Consider the following 15376-nt stretch of genomic DNA (forward strand, 5'->3'; position numbering starts at 1 on the left):
GCGTTTCCGCCGGTTTTTTCATTTCAATCATGAAACAGATCTCAGAAGAAACCCTTCTTCTGCCACCAGCCAGCACGCTTGGGCTTCTGGTCTTCGCTCTCGCTTGAAGTCACAACGGGCTCAGCGCTTTTCTGCGGCTCGGCAATCGTTGCTACTTCTGCCTCGACCGCTACCGTCTCTTCGACTTCGACAGCTGGCTTCGCAGCAGCTCTGCGGGTACGCCGCTTTGGCTTCTCCGCTTCTGCTTCTGGCTCCTCAGTGACCGCTACCGGTTCAGCAGGAGCTTCTTCGGCAACCTTCTTGCGGCTACGGGTCTTGCGCGCAGGCTTGGAGGGCTTTTCCTCCGCCTCCGCGACTACCACGTCCTCAGCCGCTTCTTCAGTCTTCGCAGACTTGCGAGCGCGGGGCTTGCGGGCAGTCTTGGCAGGCTTTTCCTCGGCTGTTGCTTCAATAGCCGGAACAGCAACTTCAGCCGCTTGTTCCACCGCTACCGATGCAACTGCTTCGACAACAGCTTCCTCGGCTTTAACCGGCAGAACCGGCGTGTAACCGACGAACTCCGGATCTGGAACCTTGCGTACACGCGGTTCGTCGTCGCGACGATTCTTGCGTCCGCCCCGGCGACCACGGCGACGCTTCTTGCGGCGATCTTCTTCGCTCAGCGAAGCATTCGAAGATGATTCCTGCGCGTCATCGGCGTCATCGTCTTCGTCGGAGGCATCTTCCGAAACGGAATCGGTCTTTGCAGCCTGTTCCGGGTTCTCGCGATCACGACCGCCGCGACGACGACGACGGCGGCGACGCTTGCGATCACCTTCGTCACCACGATCTTCGCGAGCCTGAACGTCAGCCGTCGCTTCTTCTTCGGCTTCGTCCTCATCGACCGGGATTTCCGGGTCTTCGATATCGTCTTCGATATAGGCCATCGGCTGAACCGGAGGCTGGGTGATAGGCCGTGTCGACGCGCGCCCTTGTCGATAACGAAATGCTGATGGCCGACACTTTCGTCGGCGTCGATGCTGATGGCAACGCCGAAGCGGCCTTCCAGATCCGCCAGCAACTGACGCTTGTGGTTCAGCACATAAAGCGCCGAAGCCGCTGGCGTGCGAACATTGATGTCAAAGCCCGAATGACGCAGCAGATAATCTTCGATGCCGCGAATGATATGCAGCGCCATCGACGAATCCGAGCGGACATGGCCAGTGCCGCCGCAATGCTGGCACACCTGCATCGTGCTTTCCAGCACCGATGCGCGAATACGCTGGCGCGACATTTCCAGTAGGCCGAAATGCGAGATGCGGCCAACCTGAATGCGGGCGCGGTCGTCCTTCAGGCAATCCTTCATCTTCTTTTCGACAGCGCGATTGTTGCGCTTTTCTTCCATGTCGATGAAGTCGACGACGATCAGCCCGGCCAGGTCGCGCAGGCGCAGCTGGCGCGCCACTTCCTCGGCTGCTTCCAGATTGGTCTGGAGCGCGGTGTCTTCGATGGAATGTTCGCGCGTCGAGCGACCGGAGTTGACATCGATGGCAACCAGCGCTTCGGTCTGGTTGATGATCAGGTAGCCGCCCGATTTCAGCGTCACCTGCGGCAGCAGCATGCGGTCGAGCTGGGCTTCGACGCCGTTGCGTGTGAAAATCGGCACTTGTTCACGATAAGGCTGGACCACCTTGGCATGGCTCGGCATGAGCATGCGCATGAAGTCCTTGGCCTCGCGATAGCCGTTCTCGCCGGAAACGAGGATTTCTGTGATGTCCTTGTTATAAAGGTCGCGGATCGAGCGCTTGATCAGGCTGCCTTCTTCATAGACGAGGGAAGGTGCCGTCGACTGCAAGGTCAGCGTGCGGACATTTTCCCAAAGGCGCATCAGATATTCGTAGTCGCGCTTGACTTCCGCCTTGGTGCGATTGGCGCCAGCGGTACGCAGGATCACGCCCATGCCCTGCGGCACTTCGAGTTCCTTGACGATTTCCTTCAGGCGCTTGCGATCCTGCGGTTGGGTGATCTTGCGCGAAATGCCACCGCCACGCGCGGTGTTGGGCATCAGCACCGAATAACGACCGGCCAGCGAAAGATAGGTCGTGAGAGCAGCGCCCTTGTTGCCGCGCTCTTCCTTGACCACCTGCACCAGAAGAATCTGGCGACGCTTGATCACTTCCTGAATGTTGTACTGGCGGCGATTGGTACGGGCAGGCGTCGGAAGCTCCTCAAGTGCATCTTCCGAACCAACAGATTCGACCATGTCCTCTTCATGTTCGATGTCGTCCTCGTCGCCGTTATCGAGGGCTTCGGAGATCACATCGCTTTTCTGCGAAAGAGCCATGGCCGGTGTGCCGGGCACGTAATTCTCAAAAGCCGGGCCGACGGGCTCGGCTGCAGGCAATCCCTTGTCGGCTGCATTGGCTTGCGCGTCGCCATTCTGGCCGTCACGACGACCGCGACGACGGTTGCGGCGCGAACGATCGTTCCGGTCGCTGCGCTCGCTTCGTTCACTTTTGGCGCGCGGTTCGTCCTCATCGTCTTCGGCGCGTGCGGCCTTAGCTTCCGCTTCGAGCAGCGCAAGACGATCTGCTACCGGGATCTGGTAGTAGTCAGGGTGGATTTCCGAGAATGCGAGGAAGCCATGGCGATTGCCACCATATTCCACGAACGCAGCCTGAAGCGAAGGTTCGACGCGGGTAACGCGTGCGAGGTAGATATTGCCTTTCAGCTGCTTCTTGTGTTCCGACTCAAAGTCGAATTCTTCAATCTTGTTGCCCCGAGTGACGATAACCCGGGTCTCCTCCGGGTGGGAGGCATCTATAAGCATTTTGTTGGACATTATTGTCTTTCCTGCCGGCGCCAAGACGCAAAACGCGTGCGCCGGACGAAACCCTGAGGGCTGTCGTGCTCACTGCGTTGCATCTGCCGGATGGTTCTGGGTTCGTCGGAAAAAAAGCTGCTGCCTCCGCGCGCGACGGCCTCGTGGCGATCACGGTCTTCAGGCTTGCAGTGGTCAGTCTTGCTTGACCCATAGCTGTTCCGAACGAAACGACCTCATATATGACCCGGAAAAGCCGGGCCGACCTCTGTGCTCTTTTCGAGCATTGGCGACAGCGCGTAAAGATGCGCAGTCGGCCGATAGAAACGGAGGGCGGGGGAGCCACATCTCCGCTGAATTCTGTACTGGTTATCGGGGGCGACGAATGAATATGCCGCTGTTTTCACTATCATTCCTTGCGGTTCATTTTGAGAACCGGCAAACGATTCTGATAGTTCACCCAAAACCTTTCATAGCTTTTATGGCGTCGTTTGAACGATGACAAGTGCGAATATCATTTGACATTCGCATCGCAATTTCGCCGAAAGCTGAGTATAGGCCCTTTTCAAGGTCGAAATACGGCTGGAAATCCTTCCTTAACTGTAGTTTTGTACGAGTGTTTTAATGGGTATTCGGGCGAGATGGTGCAGGGGCAAACGTGCCGGTATCGCAATTATTGATACCAGTCATTCAATGATGTTCTTGATTGTGGCAGCCGATGCATTTTCGAAGCGCTGAAAACGCTATGACACGATTGGCGAGTTTGCGATGCCTTCTGGCATTGTTTGCTCTCTTGTCGATTTTGCTGTTGCAGGCTGTATCTGTTTCCGCTGCCGATCGCGTGACGTCTCCATTATCAGCACTGACTTTCCGGATGGCCGGCGACGATCTGCGAACGCGCATTGTTGTCATGTTCGATCAGGAGCCAAAGCTGTCGACCCTGCTTCTGGATAATCCACATCGTCTGGTTGTCGACCTGCCTGAGACGCGGTTTGGTTTTGATGAAAAAAGTCTCGAAGCCCGAGGACTGGTATCCCGAGTTCGTTACGGGCTGGTGGGCAAGGGTCGTTCACGCCTCATCCTGACATTACGCGGTCCGTTCAAGGTCGAGGATCTCCGTGTTCTGAAAAATGACAGCGCATCGGGCTATCGCCTTGTGGCCGATATCGTTGCGACTTCGGATCGCGAATTTGCAGATCAACTCAAGGGGCACGAGGAAATAACAAGTTCCACGGATCGCAGTGAAAAGCCTGTTCAGGCCGCATCCCAGAGCACGCCCGCCACGCGTCCGTTTACCGTTATGATCGATCCTGGTCACGGCGGTATCGATAGCGGTGCAGAAAGCTTGAGCGGCATCAAGGAAAAAGACCTGACCCTCGCTTTCGGGCAGGAGCTCAGAGATCGTCTGGCGCAGGACAAGAATATCAAAGTTCTCATGACGCGTGATGACGACACTTATCTGAGACTTTCAGAACGCGTGCGAATTGCGCGCCAGCACGAAGCGGATTTGTTCATTTCCATCCACGCCGATACGATCAATCAGCATGATATTCGCGGTGCGACGGTCTACACAATTTCCGACAAGGCATCGGATTCCGTTGCGCGCGCCATGGCTGAGCGTGAGAACAAGTCTGACACCCTTGCAGGTGCGGCGCCTGAGGAGCAGCCCGAGGTCACCGACATTCTTCTCGATCTGACGAGACGCGAAACGCATACATTCTCGCTGAGCTTTGCCGAGAAGGTGATTCATTCGCTGCAAGGACAAGTGAATCTCATCAATAATCCGCATCGCTTTGCCGGTTTTCAGGTGCTGCGTGCGCCGGATGTGCCGTCCGTCTTGATCGAAATTGGATATTTGTCCAATGCCGAGGACGAAAAGCTGATCAGCAATCCTGAATGGCGCAAGAAGCTTGCAGACCGGCTGGCGATTGCGATCAGGGCTTTTGAAGCCTTGAAGCATCCCGCAAGCGTGAGCAAAGGGTAGGGACCTGAAAAGTGGAGATGTCCCACTTGGAGTTACATGCACTTCAGCTTATAAGATGCATGCTTGCAACAGTTTTGTGGATTTTCGTCGTGCAGACGAAAGTGACCGCGTTAAATTGGTAAAAACACGTAAACCATCTTGCCTTTGACTCATTTGCTGGTCACTAAGCCAGTAGTTGCCATACGGCATAATTGGGTTAAAGGGTTGGCTGTTCGTGCTTTGACCCTTATCATGTGAATAATCTGAAGGCAGGATTCCGCATTTATGGTAAGGCTTATCGGATATTTCTTCGGGATCGGAACGGTGCTGATGCTCCTCGTGGCAGGTGGCGTCGCCCTTTACGTCGGAAGTCTCACGAAGGATTTGCCAGATTACGAGGTGCTCGCAAAATACGAGCCGCCCGTCATGACGCGTGTTCACGCCTCGGACGGTAGTCTGATGTCGGAATTCGCGCGCGAGCGCCGTCTTTATATTCCTATTCAGGCCGTGCCGAACCGTGTGAAAGCCGCTTTCGTTTCGGCTGAAGACAAGACCTTCTACGAACATCATGGTCTCGATTTTGCGGGTCTCGCCCGTGCCATGATAACGAACGTCAAGAATATGGGCTCTGGTCGTCGCCCGGTTGGCGCATCCACGATCACGCAGCAAGTTGCGAAGAACTTTCTTCTGACGTCCAAGCAGACCTATGATCGCAAGATCAAAGAAGCCATTCTGGCGATGCGCATCGAGCAGGCCTACTCGAAGGATCGCATTCTCGAGCTCTATCTCAACGAAATCTTCTTCGGTCTTGGTTCCTACGGTATTGCCAGCGCGGCTTTGACCTATTTCGACAAATCGGTCGGCGAACTTTCCATCGCAGAGAGCGCTTATCTCGCAGCCCTGCCGAAAGGTCCGAACAATTACCATCCTTTCCGCCAGCCCGAGCGCGCTATCGAGCGCCGCAACTGGGTGATCGACCGGATGAGCGAAAACGGCTACATCACCGCCGAAGAAGCGACGGAAGCCAAAAAGCAGCCGCTCGGTGTGAAGGAACGTTCAGACGCCCATTATGTGTTCGCGTCGGAATATTTCACTGAGGAAGTGCGCCGTCAGATCATCCAGAAATACGGTGTCGATGCGCTTTACGAAGGCGGTCTTTCTGTTCGCACCACGCTGAACCCGACCTTGCAGGTCGAGGCTCGCAAGTCCCTGCAGGCGGCATTGCTTCGTTATGATGAGGCGCGTGGCTGGCGCGGTCCCATGAAGAATGTCGAGCTTGGCAATGACTGGGGTACGGCCTTCGGTGACATGCAGTCCTACGCGGACGTGCCGGAATGGCAGCTTGCGATCGTCCTCAATGTTTCTGCCGCTGGCGCAGACATCGGTCTGCAGCCACCGCTTGAGGCATCAGGCTCGCGCAGCAAGGAGCGCAAGCGCGCATTCATCGCTGCTGATGATATGAAGTGGGCCATGCGTGTCGTGAATATCGGTGGCAAGCGCACCAGCACCAAGTCGCCGGAAGGCGTTCTGAAGGCGGGTGACATTGTCTATGTCTCCAAGGAAGGTGATTCCCGTTTCCGTCTCCAGCAGCCGCCGAAGCTTGAAGGTGCGCTCGTTGCCATGGACCCGCATACCGGCCGTGTTCTGGCCATGGTTGGCGGTTTCTCCTATGCGGAATCGGAATTTAACCGCGCAACACAGGCCTATCGTCAGCCCGGTTCTTCGTTCAAGCCGTTTGTTTATGCTGCGGCTCTCGACAATGGCTATACGCCTGCTTCCGTTGTTCTGGACGGTCCGCTGGAAGTCAATCAGGGTGGTACGCTCGGCGTCTGGGCGCCGAAGAATTATTCCGGCAAGTTCTCCGGTCCTTCTACGCTGCGCTACGGTATCGAACAGTCGCGTAACGTCATGACTGTGCGTCTTGCACAGGACATGGGCATGAAACTTGTAGCCGAATATGCCGAACGCTTCGGTATCTACGACAAGATGCTGCCGGTTCTTTCGATGGCGCTTGGTGCCGGCGAAACGACTGTTCTGCGCATGGTGACCGCATATTCCATCATTGCGAATGGCGGCCAGAGCATAACGCCGTCGATGATCGACCGCATTCAGGACCGCTACGGCAAGACGGTCTTCAAGCACGATGCCCGCCAGTGCGAGGGCTGCAATGCACAGGATTGGGCAAATCAGGATGAGCCGACGCTGATCGACAATCGCGATCAGGTACTTGATCCGATGACCGCCTATCAGATCACCTCGATGATGGAAGGCGTCGTTCAGCGCGGTACAGCGCAGATCTTGAAAAGCCTCGACCGTCCGATGGCTGGCAAGACCGGTACGACAAACGACGAAAAGGATGCCTGGTTCGTCGGCTTCACGCCCGATCTCGTAGTCGGCGTCTTCATGGGTTACGATACGCCGACGCCGCTCGGTCGCGGCAATACCGGTGGTGGTCTGGCAGCGCCTGTGTTCAAGTCGTTCATGGAACAGGCTCTGGTCGGGACGCCGAAAGTCGATTTCCGCGTACCTGAAGGCATGACGGTCATCGCTATCAACCGCAAAACTGGCATGCGCGCCAATCAGGGCGATCCGAATGTGATCATGGAAGCGTTCAAACCGGGGACGGGTCCATCGGACAGCTATTCGGTTATCGGCATGGATTCCTTCCGCGAAGGTTCTCCGGTTGCACCACAGTCGCCGCAGGCAACACGTGCGATCAACTCGGGATCTGGCGGACTTTACTGACCGGGAAAGCAGGGCTTTGCCCTTTACACCGCGCCGCGTGCTGACTATGGTCCGCGGCGCTTGGGCTATTCGTCCATGCCCGAAAGTCTGGGCCTCGTAACGACCGGTTCAGCTTCTCAAATAAATAGAATGATAATGAAGGAACGATTTGCCCATGCGCGCGGAAATCGAGACGCTGGTTGACGAAATCCAGCAGGCCATAAGCCTGCTGAGGAGGCATCTTTGACTGGGATCAGGCGATAAAACGTCTCGGCTATCTCAATCAGAGAGCCGAAGATCCCACGCTTTGGAATGATGCTCAGGAAGCCCAAAAGCTGATGCGCGAGCGCCAGCAGCTGGAAGATAGCATCAATGGCATCAACCATCTGAAGCAGACGCTGAACGACAGCATCGAACTTATCGCCATGGGCGAAGAAGAGGACGACAAGTCGATCATTCAGGATGCGGAAAACACCATCCGCGAACTGAAGCAAGAGATCGACCGTCGCCAGATCGATATGCTGTTGTCGGGCGAAGCCGACGCGAACGACACCTATGTCGAAGTGCATGCCGGTGCTGGTGGTACGGAAAGCCAGGACTGGGCGTCGATGCTCCTGCGCATGTATACGCGCTGGGCCGAGCGTAACGGCCGCAAGGTCGAAGTGATGGAAGTGCACGAAGGCGAAGAAGCGGGCATCAAGTCCGCGACCATTCTCGTCAAGGGGCACAATTCATACGGCATGATGAAGACCGAATCGGGCGTCCATCGCCTGGTGCGAATTTCGCCCTATGATTCCAACGCCCGCCGTCATACGTCCTTTGCCAGCATCTGGGTTTATCCTGTCATCGATGACAATATCGATGTGCAGGTTACGGAAGCGGATGTTCGCATCGATACCTACCGCGCTTCGGGCGCGGGCGGCCAGCACGTCAACACCACCGATTCGGCAGTGCGTATCACACATATTGCGACCGGAATCGTGGTGCAGTGTCAGGCGGAACGCTCACAGCACAAGAACCGCGAAAAGGCTTGGTCGATGCTGCGCGCTCGCCTCTATGAAGAGGAACTGAAAAAGCGCGAAGCAGCGACGGATGCGGCGAATGCCACCAAGACCGAAATCGGTTGGGGACACCAGATTCGCTCCTACGTCCTGCAGCCTTATCAGCTCGTCAAGGATCTGCGTACCGGCGTTGAAAGCACCAACCCCCAGGAAGTGCTGGATGGCTCTGTTACGCCGTTCATGGAAGCCGCACTTGCCCACCGAATTCAGGGTGGCGGCGAAATGATCGACGATATCGACTGATCATTCGCAAACATGCGTACAGAAAGCGAAACCCGGCCTTTGGCCGGGTTTTCTCGTTTCAGAGGCTCAGAGCAATGGTTCTATCTGTTTGCCTGCCTTGAGGAAATTGACCGGATTGATCGCCCGGCCGTTTTCGCGGACTTCATAGTGCAGATGACTGCCGGTGGAACGTCCGGAACTTCCTGCCTCGCCGACAATGACTCCCGCGGCAACCTGTTGACCGTCGCGTACCAGAACGCGGCTCAGATGGGCAAAACGGGTCGAGAATCCATTACCATGATCGATTTCGACCATGTTGCCATAACCGCCAAAGCGACCTGCCTTTACAACCTTGCCCGCTGCGGTGGACTTCACCGTCTGACCGTATGCTGCGCGAAAGTCGATACCGGAATGGAACGCAGCCGTACCTAGAAATGGATCGCGGCGCACGCCGAACAGGCTGGTAACGGGCTTGCCCGGAGCCGGATTGGCCAGGGGCAGGGCGCTTACGCGTTTGCGTACCTGATCAAGCCGATCAAGCGCGCTGTCGAGATTGCGCAATTGCATGTCGAAATCATTGACCACCATACCGGGCGACGAAACCGGGATAAGCGGCCCGCCCATTGCAACAGCCGCATTGGCAGGCGTTTCGATACGCAGCCCGGCGGCGTTCAAAGTATCGAGGATGCTGTCGGCCTTTTCATAGGCGGCGTCAGCCAGAACACGCACCTTGCCATTCTGCTCGCTTTCGATGCGATGAAGGTTCTGGGTGATCGTGGCCAATATCTTGTCGGAAGTCTCAAGTGTCGATTCACCCGAAAGTCCGCCAGAAAGACGCAGCCCTATGGAGCCGGCATCGGCGCGGCGATCAGGCTTTCCTGCAGGTGTCTTTCCGGGTACGGGACCGGTAATGATCGGGTCTACACCTGGATATTCACGTCCTGCCAGCGCGTCATCGGGGATAAGCTGGCTATGCTGCTCCTGATCAGGCACGCCTTCCGCCGGCATTTCCGGCATTGGCTGCAATTGCGAAGCTCGTTCCAGCAGAGGTGCGAGTTTTCCGTCGCGCGCATTCAGCGTTTGCTGGCGCTGCATCAGTTCGGCGACCTTGTTCTCCATCACCTGCTGATCGAGCATTTGACGGCTGGTGATGCGATCAACCTCGGTGCGGAGGGCTGAAATGCGGTCCTCATAGAGCTGCTGGTTGCGGGCATGGCGCGCAATACCGGCGCTCATCAGGTCGTCGCGAAGCACCAGATAGGCAGTTGCTCCCAAATATCCGGTCGAAAGCGCCAGAAAAGCAGCACCTCCAAGAGCGGCCATCCATGGACGAAATGTGAAATGGCTGATCTTTTCGCCGCGCGCAATAATCAGGACAGGCGGCTCCTTGCGCTCTCCGAACACCTTTTTCGTCGATGTCTTTGCCTGATTCCCAGTCATGCCAGCCGCATGCCCCTTCTCGATTCCCTTGTTTGATTACAACTTATTAGGGTTAACAGACCTTTACATTCGAGGCTTGCGCGGGCCATGCGAGCAGTTTTGTTTTTACTGAAGAGTTTAAAGAAACGACTAGATGGATACCGGTGATAAAGAGCGGTAGAAAGACGGCGTCAGCCCAGCTTCGGCACGTGCCAGTTCATTGAACGGTGGTTTGAGTTCGCCACGGAAATTGGCGCGAACCAGTTCGCGAAATCGCGCTGCCGGATCGATTTTGTTTCGGGCGCAGAAGAAACGAAACCATTTAGCGCCAACAGCGACATGGGTTTTCTCGTCATTGTAGATGACGTCAAGAATTGCTGCAGTCTCGTGGTCGCCGGTTTCGATCATCTTCTCAAGCAGAGATGGCGTGACATCGAGCCCGCGCGCCTCGAGTATGAGCGGCACGACAGCGAGACGGGCCTCTAGATCGTTGCGGGTCTGGTGAGCAGACTGCCAAAGCCCATCGTGGGCAGGCATATCGCCATAGTCTGCGCCAAGTGATTTGAGACGATCACGCAGCAGCGTGAAATGCCTTGCTTCGTCGTCGGCGACTTTCATCCAGCCATCGAAGAAACTGCGCGGTATTGGTTTGGCCGCAAAACGGGCAACGATGTCGAGCGCAAGATCGATGGCGTTCAGTTCGATATGGGCGAGCGCGTGCATCAGCGCAATGCGCCCATGTTCCGTGTTGAGCGACCGCTTTTTCAACATGCGGGGAGGCACGAGTTCCGGCTTTTCAGGGCGTCCGGGACGCTCAGGCAAAGGCGGATCGAGGGGGCTACGAACCGACAGCGTGCGACCGAACCAGCGAGCAGCGGTATCTCGCGTCAGCCTGACCTTTTCGTCGAGATCGCTGGCGGATATGGCGCGGATGGCATTACCGCGCAGTGTCTGTTCGTATGATGGCTTGCGTGTCATCGCTCAAAGCGCGCGTGCGGCGTCCAGAACTGCCCCGGCATGGCCGTCGACTTTGACCTTGTTCCAGACTTGAGCGATGCGTCCTTCTGCATCGATCAGGAATGTCGTGCGTTCCACGCCCATGTATTTGCGGCCATACATGCTTTTTTCAACCCACACGCCATAGGCTTCGAGCGCTACACGATCTTCATCGGCAGCAAGGTCGACGGTCAGATCGTGCTTCTTGCGAAATTTTGCATGTTTCGTCGCGCTATCGGGAGAAAGACCGATGACGCGAACGCCGACCTTGTCGAACTCCGGCTTCAGCAGCGAAAAAGCAATCGCTTCCTTGGTGCAGCCGGACGTGTCGTCTTTCGGATAGAAGTAGATGACAACCGGCTTGCCTTTGAGAGACGACAGGGAGATTTCGCCATTATCCGAAGGCAGAGTGAAATCGGGTGCCGGATCGCCAACTTGGGGATGAGCCATATCTGCGCCTTTCTTTTATGGATTAGGATGGAAACCACCTGTTACAGTCTGAGCTATCGCATTCAGGCAGGGCTTGTGCAACCATTGATGCTGGCGTCACCGCGATGTCGGTTGAAAGGCGCAAGGCTGCCTATGCATGTATGCGATGCGGACAGGAAGCAATTATAAAACAGATAATTACGATCACTTAATGAAGTAAACTCTGAAGGGTTGTATGGAATGGCACTCTTTTTCTGGCTGGGTTGTTGACAGAGAAACCGCAGAAGATCCGCTTCAGCAAGCGGGACATGAAAAGAATCGAGCGTCTCGCCGCTGACGGCGAGGGTGGCTTTTTGCCCGGCCCGGCCCGTCCGAGCCGTTCTTTTTTATCGCGCTGTTCCCATGCGATTTTGTCGATCTGTATCCTTCTGGTTCTCATAGTCGGTGCCGGTTTTGTCATCCTTCGCAGCGGTGTCGATAGCAATCTTCTGCGTGACGAAGCACAGAAAAGCCTGACGCATATTCTCGGTGAAGGTGCGTCCGCCTCCATCGGGAGTGCGGCGCTATCGCTGGATCAGGATAGTCACGTTGCGCTCGAAGCCCGTGATGTATCGATCGCTGATCCGAAACAGGGCGTCGAAATCAGCGGAATCAAATCTGTGCGCCTGGGGCTGGCGCCGTTGCCGCTTTTGACCGGCAAGGTACGTGTTGCTCAGCTCGAGGTGGATGGCGTTTCCTTTGAAATGCCAGAAACAAAAGGTCCGGGATTCTGGAAGTCCTTGCCTTACGACGAACATGGCATTGTCGATTTCGATGCGGTTTCGGGTGAGCTTTTCGCCGCCATGCGCCGCAGTCTGGAGCTTTTGCGTGCGCAGGACACGCATGTCATAGGCATTTTCAACAGCACCGTTGCATTCAAGGTTGGCGATGAACAGCAGGTTCTGGATATCGAACAGGCCCGCCTCATCGAAAATGGTGGGAAGATCGACATCACCGGCAGCGTCATCTGGAAAGGCAAGAAAATTGCACTGGATGGCAAGATCGACCGGCATGCGGGTGACAACAGTCTGGCCGGCTTCGAGCTGAATGTCCGCGATATTCCCGTTGCATTGGGTTCCCCGCCAGAAGTTTCTCCCGTCATAAATGGCAATCGTGTCAATCCGGCCCATTTCGAACTGGAAGCATCGGCACGCTTGTCCTTGACAGGATCGGCTGCCGATGGCGATCAGCCGGAACGTCTTGCAACAGAACTCGCTGTCGACGGCATAGATATGCAGCTCGGCAAGGTTGAAGACGTGCGTGGTGGTATTCGCCTTAATCTTGAACATACGGTAGGAAGCCGCAAGATCGAGATCAAGTCGTCCCGGCTGCAGCTTGGCGGAATGCAGGCACAGTTCAACGGAGCATTTGGTCCGGAACCCGAAGCTGAAAACAATACGGGCGGTCCGACATATCGCTTCGAGGTTCTGACCACTTCGGCGACGAGTATGCCATCGGAATCGACCGATCCGCCGCTATCCTTCGCAACACGGATAGCTGGGCGCTATATGGCCGACCAGCAACGCATCCAGTTTGCCAATCTCGATGTGCAGACGGAAACCGGTCAGCTCTTTGGTCAGGGAAGCATGGGCTTCGGTGCCGGTTCGCCGGAGATGATCTTCCTGCTGCGCATTCCTCAAATGCCGGTTGCAGACGCCAAGCACCTATGGCCCATCGATGTTGCGGATGGCGCACGCGAATGGGTGCTTAAAAACCTCTTTGGCGGAACTCTTAAAGACAGCCGCATCGATATTTCGCTCGCAGGCGGTCGTTTCAACGGACCCGGTCTGCCACCACCGCTGACTGGTGACGAAATCAAGGCTGATTTCAAGGTTTTCGATACACGTTTTGATGTCGTTGGAGAACTGCCGCCCGTGCGCGATGCCGATGGTGAGATATCGGTTCGTGGCGCCTATACGACCATCAAACTTTTGAAAGGCGTGGCCTACACGCCAAACAACCGTAAAGTTGATGTGTCTGACGGCACGCTCATCATTCCATGGGGGCCACAACGGCCGGTTATCGCAGAACTGGATCTCGGTGTTTCCGGTGAGGCATCGGCAATCGCTGAAATTGCCGGGAACAAGCCTATCGACGTTTTGAAGAATGTGCCGTTTCTGCCCGGCGACGTGACCGGTGATGTGAAGTCGCGCGTTAAGGTAAACTTTGCCGTTTCCAAGGATCCGCCGCCCGGCACGCTTCGCTGGAACGCTGACATTGGCTTCACCGGTCTCGACATTTCGAAGCCGATAGCCGGATCGTCCGTCAATGATGCGACAGGCAGTATCAAAGTAGATCAGTCGGCGGCCATTATTACTGCCGATGCAAAACTGGATGGTGTTCCTGCAAAAATCAGCATGGTCGAGCCCGTCAATCGTTCGGGTCCGGTCAAGCGCGAGCAGAAGGTCAAGCTGGATATCGACGACAAGACCCGTGATGCAGTCTTTCCCGGTTTGAATTCCATCTTCTCCGGCCCCATGTCTGTTGATCTTGGGATGGATGATGGCGGCAAGCGCCATGTTTCAGCCGATCTCGGCAAGACGCAGATCGATCTGCCATGGCTCGGATGGCGCAAAGGGGCAGGCATACCGGCGAAGGCAACCTTCGATCTGGTCCAGAGCGCGGACGACAAGAGCAAGATGGACATCAATAATCTTGTCTTCTCTGGCGATGCCTTTGGAGCGAAGGGCGATCTTTCCATTGCGAAAGGCGATTTTCAATCGGCGAGTTTCAGCGAGATACGCCTGAACCGAAACGATAATCTTGCAGTCAAAGCGACCAAGAGCGGCGGCGGCTATCGGGTTAATGTGCGTGGTTCGCAGTTCGATGCGCGGGCTCTGATCAAGCAGGTTTCCGACCTTGGCGAGAAGGGCAGCGGCGGCGGTAAAAGCAATAATCCGCGCGTGGTCGTGAGCGCTCAGATCGATGCAGTCAGCGGCTTTAACGGTGAAGCTTTAAGCAATGTCGCTGTCTCCTACGAGAGCGCGGGCAGCAAAGTATCGGGCGTATCGGTCAATGCTGTAACGTCGTCTGGCGAATCCTTTGTGGCAACGAACAATGACCAGGGCGATGCGCGCTCCATTTCGCTGCAATCGAATGATGCAGGAGCGGTTCTTCGGTTCTTCGATTTCTACGACAAAATGCGCGGTGGCAAGATCACGGTTGGTCTCGCCGCACAGGGCAACGGCCCATTGCGTGGTCAGATCGATGCGCGCAATTTTGCGATCATCAACGAACCGCGTCTTGCGAAAATCGTTTCCAGTTCGCCATCAAGCGGCGGCACAAGTCTCAATCAGGCCGTAAAAAGGGATATCGATGTTTCGCGCGTTGATATCGAGCGCGGTTTTTCGTTGATTGAGAAGGGCAACGGTTATCTGAACCTGTCCAAGGGTGTCGTTCGCGGTCCGACCGTCGGCACGACCTTCCAGGGAACGCTCTATGACAAGCAGGGCAATATGTCGATCACCGGCACATTCATGCCCGCCTATGGTGTCAATCGGCTGTTCGGCGAACTACCCATCTTTGGCGCGCTGCTCGGAAATGGTCGCGATCGCGGCTTGATCGGAATCACTTACAAGCTTACTGGCAGCGCCAAGCAGCCGCAGGTGGTCGTCAATCCGATCTCCGTCATCGCGCCGGGCATATTCCGCTCAATCTTTGAGTTTTGATAACAAAAAAACCGGGCGCGAGGCCCGGCTTTTTTTGGTTCAGTTGTCGCCCGTT

General features: G+C 56.0%; 8 protein-coding genes and 1 pseudogene. 5 read left to right on the top strand and 4 right to left on the bottom strand.

Annotation, left to right across the window (positions count from 1 at the left end; all coding sequences use genetic code 11):
* Positions 1–41: 41 nt before the first annotated feature.
* Positions 42–2821: pseudogene (locus tag LJ361_RS05350) on the bottom strand (Rne/Rng family ribonuclease).
* Between the two features lie 2 nt (positions 2822–2823).
* Here LJ361_RS05350 and LJ361_RS05355 point away from each other — a divergent pair.
* The 4 genes from LJ361_RS05355 (at position 2824) to prfB (ending at position 8791) form a co-directional block, all read left to right on the top strand.
* Positions 2824–3009, top strand: coding sequence for a hypothetical protein (locus tag LJ361_RS05355; protein WP_010661270.1), 186 nt, complete (start codon positions 2824–2826; stop codon positions 3007–3009).
* A gap of 509 nt (positions 3010–3518) precedes the next feature.
* Positions 3519–4784: an N-acetylmuramoyl-L-alanine amidase gene (locus tag LJ361_RS05360; RefSeq protein WP_376787368.1), complete on the top strand. Its 1266-nt coding sequence runs from the start codon at positions 3519–3521 to the stop codon at positions 4782–4784.
* Between the two features lie 264 nt (positions 4785–5048).
* A complete protein-coding gene (locus LJ361_RS05365) occupies positions 5049–7508 on the top strand; it encodes a penicillin-binding protein 1A (protein ID WP_264812894.1) in 2460 nt (819 codons plus the stop codon).
* Between the two features lie 154 nt (positions 7509–7662).
* Positions 7663–8791 (top strand): peptide chain release factor 2 gene (gene prfB / locus LJ361_RS05370; protein ID WP_105529024.1). Its coding sequence is split into 2 segments (ribosomal slippage): positions 7663–7731 and positions 7733–8791, totalling 1128 coding nucleotides; the frame shifts between segments, so codons are not numbered across the junction.
* Between the two features lie 66 nt (positions 8792–8857).
* Here prfB and LJ361_RS05375 read toward each other — a convergent pair.
* The 3 genes from LJ361_RS05375 to LJ361_RS05385 form a co-directional block, all read right to left on the bottom strand.
* Positions 8858–10210: a M23 family metallopeptidase gene (locus LJ361_RS05375; protein ID WP_264812896.1), complete on the bottom strand. Its 1353-nt coding sequence runs from the start codon at positions 10208–10210 to the stop codon at positions 8858–8860.
* A 129-nt stretch (positions 10211–10339) separates the two neighbouring features.
* Positions 10340–11167, bottom strand: a complete 828-nt coding sequence (locus LJ361_RS05380) for a ferritin-like domain-containing protein (RefSeq protein WP_029924929.1) — start codon at positions 11165–11167, stop codon at positions 10340–10342.
* Between the two features lie 3 nt (positions 11168–11170).
* Positions 11171–11635, bottom strand: coding sequence for a peroxiredoxin (locus LJ361_RS05385; RefSeq protein ID WP_105529027.1), 465 nt, complete (start codon positions 11633–11635; stop codon positions 11171–11173).
* A 287-nt stretch (positions 11636–11922) separates the two neighbouring features.
* Between LJ361_RS05385 and LJ361_RS05390 the strand changes: the two genes are divergently transcribed.
* Positions 11923–15321 (top strand): AsmA family protein, encoded by a 3399-nt coding sequence (locus tag LJ361_RS05390; protein WP_264812901.1) that lies wholly within the window; start codon positions 11923–11925, stop codon positions 15319–15321.
* Positions 15322–15376: the final 55 nt, after the last annotated feature.

The sequence above is a fragment of the Brucella sp. JSBI001 genome, from assembly GCF_026014005.1.
GTDB classification, from domain to species: Bacteria; Pseudomonadota; Alphaproteobacteria; order Rhizobiales; family Rhizobiaceae; genus Brucella; species Brucella anthropi.